At 30.5% G+C, this 16612-nt stretch carries 17 protein-coding genes; 13 read left to right on the top strand and 4 right to left on the bottom strand.

The window, feature by feature from the left end:
- Positions 1 to 17 precede the first annotated feature (17 nt).
- The 5 genes from H0I32_RS17320 to H0I32_RS17340 all read left to right on the top strand — a co-directional run bounded on the left by H0I32_RS17320 (position 18) and on the right by H0I32_RS17340 (position 4776).
- Positions 18 to 446 carry a PaaI family thioesterase gene (locus tag H0I32_RS17320; RefSeq protein WP_173588817.1) on the top strand — a complete coding sequence of 143 codons (429 nt, stop codon included), beginning with the start codon at positions 18 to 20 and terminating at the stop codon, positions 444 to 446.
- Positions 447 to 1565 carry a chorismate-binding protein gene (locus H0I32_RS17325; RefSeq protein ID WP_317166985.1) on the top strand — a complete coding sequence of 373 codons (1119 nt, stop codon included), beginning with the start codon at positions 447 to 449 and terminating at the stop codon, positions 1563 to 1565.
- A 58-nt stretch (positions 1566 to 1623) separates the two neighbouring features.
- Positions 1624 to 3384 carry a 2-succinyl-5-enolpyruvyl-6-hydroxy-3-cyclohexene-1-carboxylic-acid synthase gene (gene menD / locus H0I32_RS17330; RefSeq protein ID WP_179313228.1) on the top strand — a complete coding sequence of 587 codons (1761 nt, stop codon included), beginning with the start codon at positions 1624 to 1626 and terminating at the stop codon, positions 3382 to 3384.
- A gap of 93 nt (positions 3385 to 3477) precedes the next feature.
- Positions 3478 to 3819, top strand: coding sequence for a DUF2853 family protein (locus H0I32_RS17335; protein ID WP_173588815.1), 342 nt, complete (start codon positions 3478 to 3480; stop codon positions 3817 to 3819).
- A 126-nt stretch (positions 3820 to 3945) separates the two neighbouring features.
- Complete coding sequence (locus tag H0I32_RS17340; protein WP_179313227.1) at positions 3946 to 4776, top strand: S1 RNA-binding domain-containing protein; 831 nt, start codon at positions 3946 to 3948, stop codon at positions 4774 to 4776.
- Here the strand turns inward: H0I32_RS17340 and H0I32_RS17345 are convergent.
- A complete protein-coding gene (locus H0I32_RS17345; protein ID WP_179313226.1) occupies positions 4771 to 5193 on the bottom strand; it encodes a hypothetical protein in 423 nt (140 codons plus the stop codon). The two genes, H0I32_RS17340 and H0I32_RS17345, sit on opposite strands and share 6 nt — an antisense overlap.
- A 118-nt stretch (positions 5194 to 5311) precedes the next feature.
- On the opposite strand from H0I32_RS17345, the gene H0I32_RS17350 reads away from it, so the two are divergent.
- The 8 genes from H0I32_RS17350 (at position 5312) to H0I32_RS17385 (ending at position 14029) form a co-directional block, all read left to right on the top strand.
- The gene (locus tag H0I32_RS17350) at positions 5312 to 6151 is read left to right on the top strand and encodes a 1,4-dihydroxy-2-naphthoyl-CoA synthase (protein ID WP_179313225.1); all 840 of its coding nucleotides are present in this window, start codon (positions 5312 to 5314) and stop codon (positions 6149 to 6151) included.
- Between the two features lie 10 nt (positions 6152 to 6161).
- Positions 6162 to 7067: a 1,4-dihydroxy-2-naphthoate octaprenyltransferase gene (menA, locus tag H0I32_RS17355; RefSeq protein ID WP_179313224.1), complete on the top strand. Its 906-nt coding sequence runs from the start codon at positions 6162 to 6164 to the stop codon at positions 7065 to 7067.
- A 36-nt stretch (positions 7068 to 7103) separates the two neighbouring features.
- Positions 7104 to 7781: a metal-dependent hydrolase gene (locus H0I32_RS17360; protein ID WP_179313223.1), complete on the top strand. Its 678-nt coding sequence runs from the start codon at positions 7104 to 7106 to the stop codon at positions 7779 to 7781.
- 55 nt (positions 7782 to 7836) lie between these two features.
- A complete protein-coding gene (locus tag H0I32_RS17365) occupies positions 7837 to 8655 on the top strand; it encodes an alpha/beta hydrolase (protein ID WP_179313222.1) in 819 nt (272 codons plus the stop codon).
- 116 nt (positions 8656 to 8771) lie between these two features.
- Positions 8772 to 9806, top strand: coding sequence for an o-succinylbenzoate synthase (locus tag H0I32_RS17370; RefSeq protein WP_179313221.1), 1035 nt, complete (start codon positions 8772 to 8774; stop codon positions 9804 to 9806).
- Position 9807: 1 nt separating this feature from the next.
- Positions 9808 to 10770, top strand: coding sequence for a CPBP family intramembrane glutamic endopeptidase (locus H0I32_RS17375; RefSeq protein ID WP_173588807.1), 963 nt, complete (start codon positions 9808 to 9810; stop codon positions 10768 to 10770).
- Between the two features lie 2 nt (positions 10771 to 10772).
- Complete coding sequence (locus H0I32_RS17380) at positions 10773 to 11858, top strand: AMP-binding protein (RefSeq protein ID WP_173588806.1); 1086 nt, start codon at positions 10773 to 10775, stop codon at positions 11856 to 11858.
- An 86-nt stretch (positions 11859 to 11944) separates the two neighbouring features.
- Positions 11945 to 14029 (top strand): vWA domain-containing protein, encoded by a 2085-nt coding sequence (locus H0I32_RS17385; RefSeq protein WP_179313220.1) that lies wholly within the window; start codon positions 11945 to 11947, stop codon positions 14027 to 14029.
- Between the two features lie 68 nt (positions 14030 to 14097).
- On the opposite strand, the gene H0I32_RS17390 is transcribed toward H0I32_RS17385, so the two are convergent.
- The 3 genes from H0I32_RS17390 to H0I32_RS17400 all read right to left on the bottom strand — a co-directional run bounded on the left by H0I32_RS17390 (position 14098) and on the right by H0I32_RS17400 (position 16502).
- On the bottom strand, positions 14098 to 14955 hold the full coding sequence (locus H0I32_RS17390) for a flagellar motor protein MotB (protein ID WP_173588804.1): 858 nt from the start codon (positions 14953 to 14955) through the stop codon (positions 14098 to 14100).
- A 104-nt stretch (positions 14956 to 15059) separates the two neighbouring features.
- Positions 15060 to 16052: a glycosyltransferase family 2 protein gene (locus tag H0I32_RS17395; RefSeq protein ID WP_179313219.1), complete on the bottom strand. Its 993-nt coding sequence runs from the start codon at positions 16050 to 16052 to the stop codon at positions 15060 to 15062.
- Entirely contained in the window at positions 16053 to 16502 is a 450-nt protein-coding gene (locus tag H0I32_RS17400; protein WP_179313218.1) for a type I restriction enzyme HsdR N-terminal domain-containing protein, read from the bottom strand.
- Positions 16503 to 16612: the final 110 nt, after the last annotated feature.

A 16612-nucleotide genomic window follows, 5' to 3' on the forward strand; every position in this document is an offset into this window, starting at 1 on the left:
AAAAATACTGTTTTTATATGCAAATGACTAGAGAGGATATCTTAGCTAAAGCAAATGCAGCAAGCAAAAATACTTTAATGGAAACCTTAGAGATTGTTATGGTGGATTTTGGTGATGATTTCTTAGTTGCTAGAATGCCTGTAACCTCAAGAGTGCATCAACCCGATGGCGTTTTACATGGTGGAGCAACAGCAGCTTTAGCAGAAAGTGTAGGAAGTTTTGCCTCGCATATATTTATAGATACAGAAAAAATGTTTGTCCGTGGTCTAGAGATAACGGCAAACCACCTTAAAAGTGTAAAAGAGGGGTTTATCTATGCAAAAGCAACATTTTTGCACAAAGGTAGAACTACACAACTTTTAGATATTAGAGTCACAGACGAAGAAGATAATCTTATTTCTATTTGTCGTTTATCAACAATCTCACTTCCAAAAAAAAGTAAATAAATGATGAATGAAGATTCATTTTTTGAAGCATTAGAAACTCAGTACTCTAAGCAATTACCCTTTGTCGTTTACAGTAGGCCAATCAATTCAATTATAAAAAGTTGGTTACAAAACGATACTACATTACATAAAACAGAAAGCTTTGGGGAAAGTGGATTTGTGTTTGCGCCTTTCGATTTTAAAGAACAAAGTATTTTACTGCCAGAAGCAGATTGTAAATATTCTACTTTAGAAATAGAACATTTAGATATTGAAGATAATTCTAAAAATGTTTCGATAGAAGCTTCCGAAAAAGAAGCTCATATAAATTTAGTTTCAAAAGGAATAGCTACAATAAATAGCGGAAGTCTTAAAAAAGTAGTTTTATCAAGATGTGAATCTAAGGATTTAGGTAATGAAAATCCTTTTTCAATTTTCAAAAAGCTTTTTAATACCTACAAAAATGCCATGGTGTATTGTTGGTATCATCCCAAGGTAGGTTTATGGTTGGGAGCAACGCCAGAGTTGTTACTAAAAGTAGAAGGCAAGCAATTAACAACTATTTCTTTAGCAGGTACACAGCCTTATAATTCAACTTCTAATGTAAATTGGACCACAAAAGAGTTTGAAGAACAACAAATTGTAACCGATTATATAGCGAACCAAATTCAGCCATATTCTAAACAAGTCAATATCTCTGAAGTAGAAACGGCTAGAGCAGGGAATTTACTTCATCTTAAATCTAAAATTACAGGTTTTATAGACGCTACAGTTAATTTAAAATCTATAATTGAAGCTTTGCATCCAACACCTGCAGTTTGTGGTTTTCCAAAACAAGAAGCTAAAGATTTTATTCTTCAAAATGAAAATTATGTTAGAGGATATTACACGGGTTTTTTAGGTGAATTAAACTTAAAGCAATCAAGGACACGAAATACCAACAGACGTAATGTTGAAAACAATGCTTACGCTGTAGTGAGAAAGCATTCTAATTTTTACGTGAATTTACGCTGTATGCAACTTAAAGATTCTAAAGCGTTAATCTATGTTGGCGGTGGAATTACAAAGGATTCTAATCCAGAAAACGAATGGGAAGAAACCGTTAATAAATCACGAACTATCGGTTCTGTTTTAGATTAACTGAAATACTAAATGACTAAAAAAGTTCCGATTTATTATAAATAGGAACATAGATTTTATGATACATTCAAAAATACCTTTATCACAAACTATAGTTACGCTATGCAAAACACATAATGTAAAGCATATTGTAATTTCTCCAGGAAGTAGAAATGCGCCATTAACAATTGGCTTTACACACGATGAGTTTTTTAATTGTTATAGTATCGTTGATGAGCGTTGTGCTGCTTTTTTTGCATTAGGAATAGCGCAACAATTACAAGAGCCCGTTGCAGTTGTTTGTACATCTGGTAGTGCATTATTAAATTATTATCCAGCAGTTGCAGAGGCTTATTACAGTAATATTCCGCTGGTGGTTATCTCTGCTGATCGTCCAAAACATTTATTAGATATTGGAGATGGACAAACCATAAAACAAAAAAATGTTTATGGTGAGCATGTTTTACATAATGCGAACTTAAAGCTAGATATTAAAGAAGGTGAACGTGAAAATGTAGAAGAAGAACGTGCTATTTTAAAAAGTATAGAAAATAAATTAGAGCGTTTTTTAGGATTTCAAAAAGATATTCAATCTCATAATGAATCAGAAATTCATGATGCGCTAACAGTAGCCAAATTAAACTCAGGACCGGTTCATATTAATTGTCCTTTTGATGAACCTTTATACGAAAGAGTAGAAGAATTATCAATAAATCCGAAGCCTTTCAAAATTCAAAATAAAGAAGAAAAAGTTGACGGTTTTGAAGTGAAAAGTTTATTAGATGTTTGGCACAATGCTAAACGAAAAATGATTTTAATAGGTGTTTTACAACCTAATTCTATAGAAGCGCAGTGGATACAAGAAATTGCTGATGATGATAGTGTTATTGTATTAACAGAAACGACTTCTAACGTACATCATCCAGATTTTTTTCCTGGTATAGATAAAATGATTGCTCCTCTAGAAGATGAGGATTTTAAAGCGCTTCAACCCGATGTTTTACTGACTTTTGGAGGTTTAATTGTTTCAAAAAAAATAAAAGCTTTTTTAAGAACTTATAAGCCAGAGTTTCATTGTCATGTTGATTTGTATAGTGCAAATGATACCTTTTTCTGTTTAGATAAGCATATAAAACTAAGTCCTAATACCTTTTTAAGTTCATTTTTACCACTGGTAACACATCATACAAAGAGTATTTATAAAAGTAGTTGGCTTGCAATACGCCAGAAACGAAGAAAATTGCAAGAAGAATATTTGCAGTCGCTTCCATTTTCTGATTTTACAGTATTTAATTCCATATTAAAAAACATACCAAAACAGAGTCAGCTTCAAGTAGGCAATAGTTCTGCAATTAGATATACACAATTGTTTCAATTTTCAAAAAGTATTGAGGTATTTTGCAATAGAGGAACTAGCGGAATAGATGGTTGTACAAGCACAGCAATAGGAGCTTCTATTGTATCAGAAAAACGGATTACCTTCATTACGGGTGATCTTAGTTTCTTCTACGATGGTAATGCATTATGGAATAATTATATACCTAATAATTTTAGAATTATAGTCGTTAATAATGAAGGTGGTGGGATATTTAGAATATTACCAGGACATAAGGATACCGAAAATTTTGACCGGTATTTTGAAACTAAACATCATTTAAGTGCAAAACAATTATGCAACATGTATGACTTTGAGTATGGTTTAGCTAAAGATCAAAAGGAGCTAGATGATCAATTAGATTCATTTTATAACGAAAGTAAACAACCTAAATTATTAGAAATATTTACGCCGTCTCAAACTAACGATAAGGCACTTATAGATTTTTTTAAATATATTAAATAATCAATCATAAAATATTAAGTTGTGACTCTTTCGTTTTTATTGTGTCTAAAAATTAGTACCTTTAAAGGGATAATTAATTAAAAACGACTTAAAATGAGCAAAAGAGATGATTTAATTGTGAAGTATGCCGCAGATTTAAAAGATAAATGTGGTGTAACTCCAGATATGGACTTACTAACTAAAGTAACCGTAGGTTTAGGCCCTTCAATATATAATGCAGATTCATCAACTGTTTCTGGTTCTGACCCTAAAGAAATAGCTACAGTTAAAAATAATTTTTTAATTAAGAAATTAGGGTTAGCAGATAGTGAAGAATTAGATAAAGCGATTGATGCTGTGATTGAAAAATATGGTCGTTCTAACAGATCTAAATATAGAGTTGTTATTTATTATTTATTGACAACACATTTTAAAAAAGAATCAGTTTATTCTTAATTAGAATTAACTTTTTACATACACGCGTTATAAATTTATATTTATGACGCTTTTTTTTTACTAAATTTATTCATTATCATATAAACTTCTTATTAAATCTCATAAAAATATATTTACCTTTGCTGCATGATATATTTAGGTGAATACAATACGTTAGAGATTTTAAGAGATACAGAACCAGGATTATTTTTGGGAGATGGAAATGAAGGGGAAGTTCTTTTACCAAATAGATATGTACCTAAAGTATTTGAAATTGGTGAAAAAATAGAAGTCTTTGTCTATTTAGATAATGAAGAACGTCCGGTTGCAACTACAGACCAACCTTATATTAAGAATGGAGACTTCGCTTTATTACGTTGTAATCAAGTTACTGAATATGGTGCTTTCTTAGATTGGGGACTAGTAAAAGAATTATTTTGCCCATTTAGAGAGCAAGCATTTAAAATGAAATCTGGTGGTTGGTATTTAGTACATTGTTACTTAGATGATGAAACACAACGTTTAGTAGCATCTAGTAAAACCAATCGTTTTTTAGATAATAAAGAATTAACAGTTGCTCAGTTTGACGAAGTTGATCTTATCGTTTCTCATCCTTCAGAATTAGGAATGAATGTTATTGTAAACAAAACACATTTAGGTTTAATTTTTAACGATGATATTTTTAAAGATATCAGTGTAGGTGACCGATTAAAAGGTTTAGTGAAGAAAGTAAGACCTGATAATAAATTAGATATTTCTTTAAATCAAATTGGCTATAGAAATATAGAACCAAATGCAGAGCATATTCTAAACGAGTTACATGATAATGGTGGTTTTTTACCTGTACATGATAAATCGGATCCAGAAGTGATAAAAGACTTACTTCAAATGAGTAAAAAGAATTTTAAAAAAGCTGTTGGATCTTTATATAAAGAACGCCAAATAGAGATTAAAGGAGACGGTATTTATTTATTATAAGACAAACGTACTCTTTTCTTTTTCTATAGTTTTTTCAATCCAGTTTATTGCATTTTCAAAATCATAAAATACTTTTCTATTGAAATTGAAGAATTGATCTTCAATTTCAATAATGTCTTCTGTAACTTCACTATAGGTTATTATAGCATATGCTTTTAGGTTTTTGTAAGCTTTATTACAAGTAAATGCGTCCTTAAGTTTTATGGAATATGGGTTTGTTTTATTGGCAATAAATCCAAAGGGTCTATCTCTATAGGTTAATAGAATTATTTCAGCTACTTCATTAAAGGATTCAAAATTTAATTCAACACCTTCGTTAAACTCAGTAATAATAAAATCTTCGTAAAGAAATAATTTACCAACTTTTAACGTATACGTTTTATAAGGTCTATGATTTTCTTGAGGGATGTAATTCATTGCTAATTAATAATTTGGAGTGCAAATATATTTCGTATAATTTATAAAATCAAATAAAAAAATACGCTAAAAATATTATTATTAATTTCTTACTTTTGTTGCTTAAACATTGATAAATATGAGCCATATAGATTGGAAAGTTGCAAAGTCTTATGAAGATATAACTTACCACAAATGTGATGGAGTTGCTAGAATAGCGTTTAATAGACCTGATATTAGAAATGCATTCCGACCTAAAACAACATCAGAGCTTTACGATGCATTTTATGATGCTGGTGAAGATGTAAATATAGGAGTTGTACTTTTAAGTGCAGAGGGGCCTTCTTCTAAAGATGGAATATGGAGTTTTTGCTCTGGTGGAGATCAGAAAGCAAGAGGTCATCAAGGTTATGTTGGAGAAGATGGTTATCACCGTCTAAATATTTTAGAAGTACAACGTCTTATTCGTTTTATGCCAAAAGCTGTTATTGCTGTGGTACCAGGATGGGCTGTTGGTGGTGGTCATAGTCTACATGTGGTTTGCGATTTAACTTTAGCCAGTAAAGAACATGCAATTTTTAAGCAAACAGATGCTGATGTTACAAGTTTTGATGGTGGTTATGGATCAGCTTATTTAGCTAAAATGGTTGGACAGAAAAGAGCAAGAGAAATCTTTTTCTTGGGAAGAAACTATTCTGCACAAGAGGCTTTTGATATGGGGATGGTTAATGCCGTTATTCCTCATGAAGAATTAGAAGATACGGCCTATGAATGGGCTCAAGAAATATTAGCAAAATCACCGACTTCAATTAAAATGTTGAAATTTGCCATGAATCTTACTGATGACGGTATGGTTGGGCAACAAGTTTTTGCAGGTGAAGCTACACGATTGGCTTATATGACAGATGAAGCTAAAGAAGGTAGAGATGCATTCTTAGAAAAAAGAAAACCAAATTTTCCAAAAAAATGGATTCCTTAATTTAATCTAAATGAACAAAATTAGACCATGGCTTTCTGCCATGCGATTAAGAACCTTGCCACTTTCTGTGTCAGGGATAATTTTAGGGAGTTGCTTTGCTTATTATAATGGTCGTTTTAGTTTGCTAATTTTTATCTTAGCATTACTAACAACGATCAGCCTTCAGGTGCTATCTAATTTAGCAAATGATTATGGCGATGGTGTTAAAGGCACTGATAATGACGAACGCTTAGGACCACAAAGGGCTATTCAAAGTGGTGCTATTACTCCAGAACAAATGTTAGAGGGTATTAAGTTTAATATTCTCGTAGTTATTATAGCTGCAATGCTACTTATTTGGCTTGCTTTTGGTACCGATAGTTTACTTTATGCCATATTATTTATAGCATTAGGTGGTCTTTCTGTTTATGCAGCCTTAAATTACACCATGGGAGATTCACCTTATGGTTATCGTGCACTTGGTGATATTTTTGTTTTTATATTTTTTGGTCTAGTCAGTACAATAGGGAGTTACTTTCTTTATATGCATACTCTAGATCATGTTGTTATATTACCCGCAATTGCTTTAGGTTTATTGAGTGTTGGTGTTTTAAACTTAAACAACATGAGAGATATTAAGTCAGATACTAATGCAGGGAAAATTACATTAGCAATTAAATTAGGAAAAGAAGGTGCTAAAAAATATCATTTTGCGCTTATTGTTGGTGCAATGTTATTGATTGTTGTATTTTCAATTTTGTATTATGTAGAGCCTTATAACTTTATATATATAATTGGCTTTATACCTCTAATCATTCATCTTAAAAAGGTAAAAGCAGCACAAAATGCAGATGATTTTGATAGCCAACTTAAAGTAGTGGCATTGTCTACATTTCTTATCGCTATACTTTTAGGAGTTGGGTATATTTTATATTAATTTTAAGCTTAGTATCGCTTTTTTAATCATTATAACATGAAAATTACATTCTACGGACATGCTTCATTAGGTATTCAAATTAAAGATATTTATATATTAGTTGATCCTTTTATTACGGGTAACGAAAAAGCTTCTGGTATTGATATAGAAACACTAAAAGCAGATTATATATTGGTTACACATGCGCATCAAGATCATATTTTAGATGTTGAAGCTATTGCGAAACGTACAGGTGCAATTATTGTGTCTAATTTTGAAATCATTACCTATTATCAAAATAAAGGTTTAGAAGGTCACCCAATGAATCACGGAGGTTCTTGGGATTTTGAATTTGGAAATCTTAAATATGTAAATGCAATTCATACTTCTTCTTTTCCTGATGGTTCTTATGGAGGTCAACCAGGTGGATTTATCATTGAAGGAGAGCGTAAAACCATTTATATAGCTGGTGATACAGCTTTAACAATGGATATGAAATTGATTCCGATGCAGACTAAGCTCGACTTAGCTATTTTGCCTATCGGAGATAATTTTACTATGGGAATTAACGATGCTATTATTGCGAGCGATTTTATAGAATGTGATAAAATTCTAGGCTATCATTACGATACTTTTGGGTATATTGAAATTGATCATGAAGAAGCCAAACGCAAATTCTTTGATAAAGAAAAAGATTTAATGTTGCTAGAAATTGGCGAGTCTATGGAGTTGTAATTTAATTTATTACCTTTAGTTTTTAATGTTTTACTTTAACTCAAAAACTAAATTAATGAATAAATTTATAGCTTTTATAATCTTGTCTATCGTATTACTTAGTTGTTCTAACGCACCTCAATATAACGATCCTATTCCTGCTCATGATAGTTTTGAGATAGTATCTAAATTATTAAAAGAAACAAGAACTATTAATGTTTGGACACCTCCAAATTATAATACTAGTAATGATTCTTTACCTGTCTTATATATGCCAGATGGAGCTATTGTTCGGGAGGATTTTCCACATATAGCAAATACAATTTCAAAATTGGCGGAAAATAAAAGTATACCTCCAATTATACTTGTCGGAATTGCTAATATCGATAGAAGAAAAGATTTATCTGGATTTTCAGAGGTTAAAGAAGATGAACAATATTGTCCATTAACTGATGGTGCTAAATATTTTAGGGCATTTATTTCAGACGAATTAATACCCGAAATAGATAAAAAATATAGAACAACGCGTAAAAAAGGTATTATTGGAGAATCTTTAGCAGGACTCTTTGTTGTTGAAACCTTATTATTACAACCAGAAACTTTCGATTTTTATATTGCCATGGATCCTTCTTTATGGTGGAATGATCATTATTTAGTCAAAAACACAGAGAATTATTTAGAACACCTTCCTAATAACACTAAAAGACTTTGGTTTGCAGGTTCTGATGTAGAAGATATTTCTATTCATACTAATAATCTCGCTAAAATATTAGAGAAATTAAATCCAAAGCACTTAATTTGGAAGTATTCAGAGGAACCAAATGAAAAACATAATACAATCTTTAGAGCAACAAAAGAAAAAGCTTTAATTTGGATTTTGAACACTAAATTATAATATAATTCTAAAATTTATTACCAAAACAATAAGGTATTATATTAAGAAAATTTAGTGTTATCAATTGCTTTTTGAGATGAATTATACAAAAATAATTGATATTTTTGATATCAGTTATGAAAGCAACATATCAGAAGTATATTTTAGATTTTAAAAGACCTAGTGGAACATCGAGAGGTGTGATGACTACAAAAGAGACTTGGTTTATTCTCTTAGAAAATGAGAGTAAAAAAGGCGTAGGCGAGTGTGGTATATTAAGAGGTTTATCTATTGATGATAGACCCGATTATGAAGCCAAATTAAAGTGGACATGCAAAAATATTAGCTTAGGTTTAGAGCAACTTTTAATTGAACTTAAAGAGTTCCCTAGTATTCAATTTGGATTAGAAACGGCCTTTAAATCTTTAGAAAGTGTAGATCAATTCCAATTATTCCCTTCAAATTTTACAACAGGTCAAGCTAATATTCCGATTAATGGCTTGGTTTGGATGGGAAGTGAAGATTTTATGCGAACTCAGATTAAAGAAAAAATTAAGTCTGGTTTTAATTGCATTAAATTAAAAATTGGAGCTATAGATTTTCAAACTGAATTGAACATTTTAAAATCTATTCGTAAAGAGTTTTCTGTTTCAGATATAGAATTACGTGTAGATGCTAATGGCGCTTTTTCTCCTGAAGATGCTTTAGAGAAATTAAAACAATTATCAGAATATCAATTACATTCCATAGAACAACCCATAAAAGCGAAGCAATTTGAAATAATGGCACAGCTTTGTGAAACAACTCCTTTACCAATTGCGTTAGATGAAGAGTTAATTGGTGTATTTGAGCAAGAAGAGAAACTAAAACTACTTCAAACTATAAAGCCACAGTATATTATTTTAAAACCGAGTTTGGTTGGTGGTTTTTCAGGCAGTCAGCAATGGATTGAAATAGCAGAAAACTTAAATATTAAATGGTGGATTACAAGTGCTTTAGAAAGTAACATTGGGCTTAATGCCATTGCGCAATGGACGTTTAAACTAAATAGTAACATGCCACAAGGTTTAGGAACTGGAAGTTTATTTACTAATAACTTTTCTTCGCCATTAGTGGTAAAAAATGGTACTTTGCAATACGATTTAAAACAAAATTGGAAATTTAATTTATAGTATGAATTATATACAACAAGCCTTCTCTGTATTACATGATTGGTGGAGATATTTAATAGGTTTAATGATCATATTTATCTTTTGGCAAGTTATAGGAATGATTCCTTTGCTGATCTTTTTAGGAATAGAAATCATAAATGGAGCAGATGCATCAGCTGTAAGTGATATGACGCAAATGTCATCTTTATTAGGGAATAATCTATTTTTATTTTTAATGCTATTTTCATTTGCCGTCGGTTTAGCTGGTATTATTTTTACTTCAAAATTTCTTCATAAACAATCGTTTTTAAACTTAACAACGGCAAGACCTAAAATAGATTGGAAGCGTTTTTGGTTTGTATTTATTATTTGGGGAGTATTCTCAATAGGGACTACTTTTATATCTTATTATTTAGCACCCGAAGATTATATATTTAGTTTAAACCTAAAGCCGTTTATTATTCTTTGCGTTATTGTTATTCTCTTTATTCCATTACAAACTAGTTTTGAAGAGTATTTATTAAGAGGATATCTTATGCAAGGTTTTGGGGTTATATTAAAAAACAGATGGGCACCATTATTAATAACATCAGTTATTTTTGGTTTATTACACGGATTAAATCCTGAGGTAGATAAATTAGGACCAATTATGATGGTATTTTATATTGGTACAGGATTACTGTTAGGAATAATGACATTAATGGATGACGGATTAGAACTTGCATTAGGTTTCCATGCCGCAAACAATATTTTTACAGCATTGTTAGTGACTTCAGACTGGTCAGCATTACAAACAGACGCTTTGTTAACGTCTATTGCTGATCCAACAGAAATGGCTGTTTCAGAGATTGTAGCACCAGTATTAATTGTTTATCCTATATTGTTATTAATTCTTTCTAAGAAATATGGCTGGACCAATTGGAAAGAAAAATTAACAGGTAAAGTAATTGAGCCACCAAAAGAAGATTATAAAATAATAGAGTAGATATGACACCAACTTACGACAAAGTACATAATCGTTTTAAATTTAACGGACTCCATTTTAGTTATGATGAGTTAAAAGAAGTCGCTTATAGTCTTATAAAAGAAGGGGAACCTTATGAGAGGATTACTGGTGATTTTCTAATGGATTGGTTAGATCATAGAGATTATATGTATGTAAAAACTTCTGGGTCTACAGGGAAACCAAAAGAAGTTAAACTAATGAAACAAGCGATGGTAAACTCTTCCATTGCTACAGGTAATTTTTTCAAATTAGAACCAGGAGATAAAGCTTTACATTGCTTACCTAGCCATTTTATAGCGGGTAAAATGATGTTTGTTCGTGCTTTAGTGTTAGGATTAGAAATTGACTTTGTAGAGCCGTTAGCACATCCTGTTTTTGATTATGATAAATGTTACGATTTTTGCGCCGTGATACCATTACAATTAAAGTATATTATTGGTCATGTTCATAATATGAAAAATATTATAGTGGGAGGCTCAAAAGTTACAAAGCCATTAATAGAAAAAATTAAAAATTGCGAGCCTAAGTTTTATGAAACTTATGGTATGACAGAAACTGTAACTCATATTGCTATTAGACAATTAAAATCTAAATCTGCAGAAAAAGAAGTGTATTTTAAAGCTTTAGAAAATGTAAGTTTTAATACAGATGAAAGAAATTGTTTAGTAATCCATGCTCCAAAATTGGTGGATGAAGATTTAATAACAAATGATATTGTTGAGTTAAAATCAGATACTAGCTTTCAATTATTAGGTCGTTTTGATAATGTTGTTAATTCTGGAGGTGTAAAATTATTTCCAGAACAGATTGAAGATAAACTTCAACCATTCATATCTCAGCGTTTTATTTTAGCAGGTGAAGATGATGCAGCTTTAGGTGAAAAACTAATTCTTATTATTGAAAATCCTATTGATCCTTTAAACGAAATTTTAGAAACTCTTAAAGGCTTAAAATCTTTAGATAAATTTGAAGTTCCTAAGAAAATCTATAGCATCGAAAAATTCGCTGAAACTGTAAATGGAAAAATTCAGCGTAAAAAAACTATAAAAACTGTTTTAGAGAGTTAACTCACTGAAATACGTACTTCACTCATTGTAGATTTTTCATAATAGTGTTTGTTTATAGGTTTACATAAACTTATAAATCAGCTATTATGAAAAATCTTACAATTATTTTATGCTTGTTACTGTCTTCTTCATGGCAGTTAATAGCACAAGGAAAAACAATTACCGGTACTGTTACAACAGTTTCTGATGGTTTACCACTACCAGGAGCAAATGTTATAATTAAAGGAAGTACTAATGGTACTCAAACAAACTTTGATGGTCAATATACTATTAAAGCACAAGTTGGAGATATATTAGTATTTAGTTATATAGGTCAAAAAAGTAAAAGCGTAATTGTAGCCGAAACTTCAATCATAGATGTTTCCTTAGAAGATGATATAACTTTAGATGAAGTTGTTGTTGTCGCATATAGTACTCAAAAAAAAGTATCTATTCTTGGTGCAGTTACTAGTGCTAGAGTAAGTAAAGCGCAGTTAAAAAAGAGAGAAAAACAAAGATTTCACAATCAAATTTCTAATCAATTAGCAGGAAAAGTTAACGGAATTATTACTATTAAGGGGACTAATACTTTAGGTGCAACTAATGTATTATATATCGTTGATGGTGTTCCTATTCAGAAAAACTACAATGGTTTAATAGATAAATTAGAACCAGATGTAATTGAGCATATCAATGTTTATAAATCAACTAAAGCAATTGATATGTTTGGAGAATCTGCAAAAGATGGTTGTATAGTTATAACAACTAAAAAGGGAAATTACCGCATTCAAAATGATGAAGATTACGCAAATATTACAGAAAACAATTTTGAAACTACAGAATTAGATCCTTTATCAACGTTTTCAATTGATGTAGATAAAGCAGGTTATAGTAATATAAGACGCATGATTAATAATGGAGAAAACATTCCTACAGATGCAGTAAAGATTGAAGAAATGGTTAATTACTTCAATTATAATTATCAACAACCAACAGATAAACATCCTTTTTCTATAAATACAGAGGTTGTACAAACTCCATGGCATAAAGAAACTCAGTTAGTAAGAATAGGTTTACAGGGTAAAAGTTATAAAAATGATTTGCTACCTGCTTCTAACTTAACATTTTTAATTGATGTTTCGGGTTCAATGGGCTCACAGAATAAATTACCATTGCTAAAAAGTGCTTTTAAATTATTAGTGAATCAACTTCGTAAAAAAGACAAAGTATCAATTGTTGTTTATGCTGGTGCTGCTGGTGTTATTTTAGAACCAACATCAGGTGATCAAAAAGAAACTATTTTAAAAGCTTTAGATTATTTAAACTCAGGCGGATCTACAGCAGGAGGAGCAGGTATAGAATTAGCTTATAAACTTGCTGAGAAGAATTTTAAAACGAATGGAAACAATCGTGTAATCTTGGCTACTGATGGTGATTTTAATGTAGGGGCTTCAAGTGATAGCGATATGCAAACACTTATAGAAGAGAAACGAAAATCGGGTGTGTTTTTATCTGTTTTAGGTTTTGGATATGGTAATTATAAAGATTCGAAACTAGAGACTTTAGCAGATAAAGGAAACGGAAACCATGCCTATATAGATAATATGCAAGAAGCACAAAAGGTCTTTGGAAAAGAATTTGGTGGAACACTATATACTATTGCTAAAGATGTAAAAATTCAAGTAGAATTCAACCCTAAAAAAGTACAAGCTTACCGTTTAATAGGATATGAAAATAGATTACTAGCAGATGAAGATTTTGTAGATGATACTGTAGATGCTGGCGAATTAGGTAGCGGACATACTGTAACTGCTTTGTATGAAATTATTCCAACAGGTATCACAAGTGAATATCTTAAAAAAGTACCTGATTTAAAATATACAAAACAAGAAGTAGCTTCTAATTATGAAGATGAGTTATTTACAGTAAAATTTAGATACAAAAAACCAAATGAAGATAAGAGTATTGAGATGGTTCATGTTCAAGATACCAAAATAGCATTAGCTTCAAACGATATGAAATTTTCTTCAGCCGTGGCTTTATTTGGAATGCAATTAAGAAACTCTAAGTATTTTAATGGTGCTTCTACAGATAAAGTCATTGAATTAGCACAAAACGGAAGAGGAGGTGATGTTGACGGTTTTAGAGCAGAGTTTATTAGATTGGTTAAATCGTATAATAATTTACAGTAAAATATGTGTAAAAACAAAAAGCCCAATGCAAATGCATTGGGCTTTATTTATAATCTAATCTGTCAGAATTATTTTTCTTCAGATAAATTTTTCATTTCATTTTCAACCATTTCATAGAATTGGTCAATTTTAGGCATTACAACAATACGAGTACGTCTGTTTTTTGCTTTATTTTCAGCTGTATCATTTTCAACTAAAGGAACGTAAGAACTACGACCTGCAGCAATTAATTGTTGAGGGTTTACTTCTAAGCTCTCTAAAACTCTAACAACAGCAGTTGCACGTTTTACACTTAAATCCCAGTTATCTACTAATGGAGGCTTGTTGTATGGTACATTATCTGTATGAGATTCTACCATAGCTTCAAAATCAGGCTTGCTATTAATAACTTTAGCAACTTTAGCTAAAATTTCATTAGCTCTAGTTGTTACAGTATAACTTCCACTTTTAAATAATAATTTATCAGCAATAGAAATAAATACAACTCCTTTTTCTACATTAATTTCGATATCCGGATCGTTAATACCAACCGCTTTTTTAAGACTCGTTACAACAGCAAGTGTTACACTATCCTTTTTAGTTAAAGCGTCTTGTAAGCGTGTAATTTTTAAATCACGTTCTTTTAAGCTTTCTAAAGATTTTTCAAGATTTTCAGATCCTTTCTTAGTAAGGATAGTTAAATCACCTTTAGTGTCAATTAAATCTTGATTTGATTTACGTAAATCAGATAATTGATCTTTCATCGTTTCTACTCTTGCATTTGCTGCAGCGGCATCAGATAAGCAACTATTTAATTTTACAGTTGCTGTATTTAATAAATCTTGGGTTTCTTGTTGTTTTTCTTGAAGTGCTGTAAATTCCTTTTTAGACACACAAGATGCTAAAAATAATAGGGAACAAACACTTAATAACATTACTTTTCTCATAATTGAAATCTTGTTTAAATAGTTTATTTTAACTTAACAAAATTATGCAAAAGAATAGAGGTTGCTATATGGATTAACAAAAACTTTAACAGTTTTAAATGCTTTTAAAATTGAACTTGCTTTTTTATAAAATAAGACCAAACAATAGATTTTTTTTGATAATATCCAGAACGTTTTGGTAGTTGTTTTCGTTGTTTTATAAGTCGAGGTAAATTGACATAAAAAGAGAAGTGTGCTTTTAAAATAGCGAAGAAAAATGCAAGTTTAAGTTGAAATAAAAATCTTATAGCAGCAATACCATCTAGTAACATTCTAACTAATATAATAGAGAGCACATTAGAATCTACATTTTTTAATAAAGTAAACAGATTATTTCTAAAGTTAAGGTATGTTTTTTGGGGATTTGTACTATTTAATGTTGCTCCTCCAACGTGAAAAACAGTTGAAGTTCCAATATATTTAGTTTTGTAATTTTTATTGAAGGCACGCCAGCACAAATCAATTTCTTCCATATGAGCAAAATAAGATTCATCAAAACCTTTTAAGTCTTTAAAGACCTCATTTTTTACAAAAAAACAAGCTCCAGAAGCCCAAAATATAGTTGAGTTATCATTGTATTGTGCATGGTCTTCTTCAACCGTGTCAAATACACGACCACGACAATATGGAAATCCATACTTATCTATAAAACCACCGGCAGCACCTGCGTATTCAAATTTAGATTTATTTTTGTAATCTAAAATTTTAGGTTGAATTATAGCTGTAGTTTCATCAGAATTAAATTCAGATATAATAGGTTGAAGCCAATGCTCAGTTACTTCAATATCACTATTTAATAAACAGAGTAGTGGAGCTTCAACATGTTTTAAAGCATCATTATAACCTTTTGCGTAACCACCATTTGTGTCATTTTTAATAATTTTAATAGAAGGGTAGTTCGTTGTTATAAAATCAATAGAATGATCTGTTGATGCATTGTCTGCAATATAAATTAAAGCATCTTCAGAAAATTCTATTACAGAAGGCAAAAACTGTTCTAGCAAGGCTTTTCCGTTCCAGTTTAAAATAACAACGGCAATATCTTTAGTTTGAAACATTTATTTCTGGGTATAATCTGGTATATCTTTTAAAAACGAATATTGTTCTGCTTGCATATCCATTTCGCAATAATAATGATTTAAACCATTAGTAACCATTAAATAAGTGGCGTTTAAAACAAGATTATAACGTGCAATTTGATCAAAAGTAGTTTGGTCTATTTTTATGCTGTGCGATTTGCATTCCACAATTAAATAAATACTTCCATCAGGATTAAAAATAACAATATCATAGCGTTTTTTTAAGCCGTTAAGATTCAGTTCTTTTTCAACATTAATCAACGATTTCGGATAGTTTTTTACGTTCATTAAATAATGAACACAATGCTGTCTTACCCATTCTTCAGGTTGAAGAATGATAAATTTTTTACGAATCACATCAAAAATAGAAACTTTATTTTCTGTACTTTTGAAGCGGTATTCAAACTTTGGAAAGTTGAGTTCTTGCAAGACTTAGAATGGCTAATTTTTGTCAAAGTTAAAGCAGAATACTACAAATCACAATTTTCAATTCCCAAAATCTAATTTTTTAGGATTCACCTAAACGATTATAGTAAGAA

Origin of the sequence: Winogradskyella sp. HaHa_3_26, from assembly GCF_019278425.1 — a bacterium.
In the GTDB taxonomy this organism is placed as follows: Bacteria; Bacteroidota; Bacteroidia; order Flavobacteriales; family Flavobacteriaceae; genus Winogradskyella; species Winogradskyella undariae.

Excerpts from the sequence above, each read along its gene's own strand:
- menA (WP_179313224.1), top strand. The coding sequence starts at position 6,162 with ATGAACAAAATTAGACCATGGCTTTCTGCCATGCGATTAAGAACCTTG.
- H0I32_RS17380 (WP_173588806.1), top strand. The coding sequence starts at position 10,773 with ATGACACCAACTTACGACAAAGTACATAATCGTTTTAAATTTAACGGA.
- H0I32_RS17335 (WP_173588815.1), top strand. The coding sequence starts at position 3,478 with ATGAGCAAAAGAGATGATTTAATTGTGAAGTATGCCGCAGATTTAAAA.
- H0I32_RS17325 (WP_317166985.1), top strand. The coding sequence starts at position 447 with ATGATGAATGAAGATTCATTTTTTGAAGCATTAGAAACTCAGTACTCT.
- menD (WP_179313228.1), top strand. The coding sequence starts at position 1,624 with ATGATACATTCAAAAATACCTTTATCACAAACTATAGTTACGCTATGC.
- H0I32_RS17385 (WP_179313220.1), top strand. The coding sequence starts at position 11,945 with ATGAAAAATCTTACAATTATTTTATGCTTGTTACTGTCTTCTTCATGG.
- H0I32_RS17360 (WP_179313223.1), top strand. The coding sequence starts at position 7,104 with ATGAAAATTACATTCTACGGACATGCTTCATTAGGTATTCAAATTAAA.
- H0I32_RS17375 (WP_173588807.1), top strand. The coding sequence starts at position 9,808 with ATGAATTATATACAACAAGCCTTCTCTGTATTACATGATTGGTGGAGA.
- H0I32_RS17370 (WP_179313221.1), top strand. The coding sequence starts at position 8,772 with ATGAAAGCAACATATCAGAAGTATATTTTAGATTTTAAAAGACCTAGT.
- H0I32_RS17395 (WP_179313219.1), bottom strand. The coding sequence starts at position 16,052 with ATGTTTCAAACTAAAGATATTGCCGTTGTTATTTTAAACTGGAACGGA.
- H0I32_RS17365 (WP_179313222.1), top strand. The coding sequence starts at position 7,837 with ATGAATAAATTTATAGCTTTTATAATCTTGTCTATCGTATTACTTAGT.
- H0I32_RS17390 (WP_173588804.1), bottom strand. The coding sequence starts at position 14,955 with ATGAGAAAAGTAATGTTATTAAGTGTTTGTTCCCTATTATTTTTAGCA.
- H0I32_RS17345 (WP_179313226.1), bottom strand. The coding sequence starts at position 5,193 with ATGAATTACATCCCTCAAGAAAATCATAGACCTTATAAAACGTATACG.
- H0I32_RS17350 (WP_179313225.1), top strand. The coding sequence starts at position 5,312 with ATGAGCCATATAGATTGGAAAGTTGCAAAGTCTTATGAAGATATAACT.
- H0I32_RS17320 (WP_173588817.1), top strand. The coding sequence starts at position 18 with ATGCAAATGACTAGAGAGGATATCTTAGCTAAAGCAAATGCAGCAAGC.
- H0I32_RS17340 (WP_179313227.1), top strand. The coding sequence starts at position 3,946 with ATGATATATTTAGGTGAATACAATACGTTAGAGATTTTAAGAGATACA.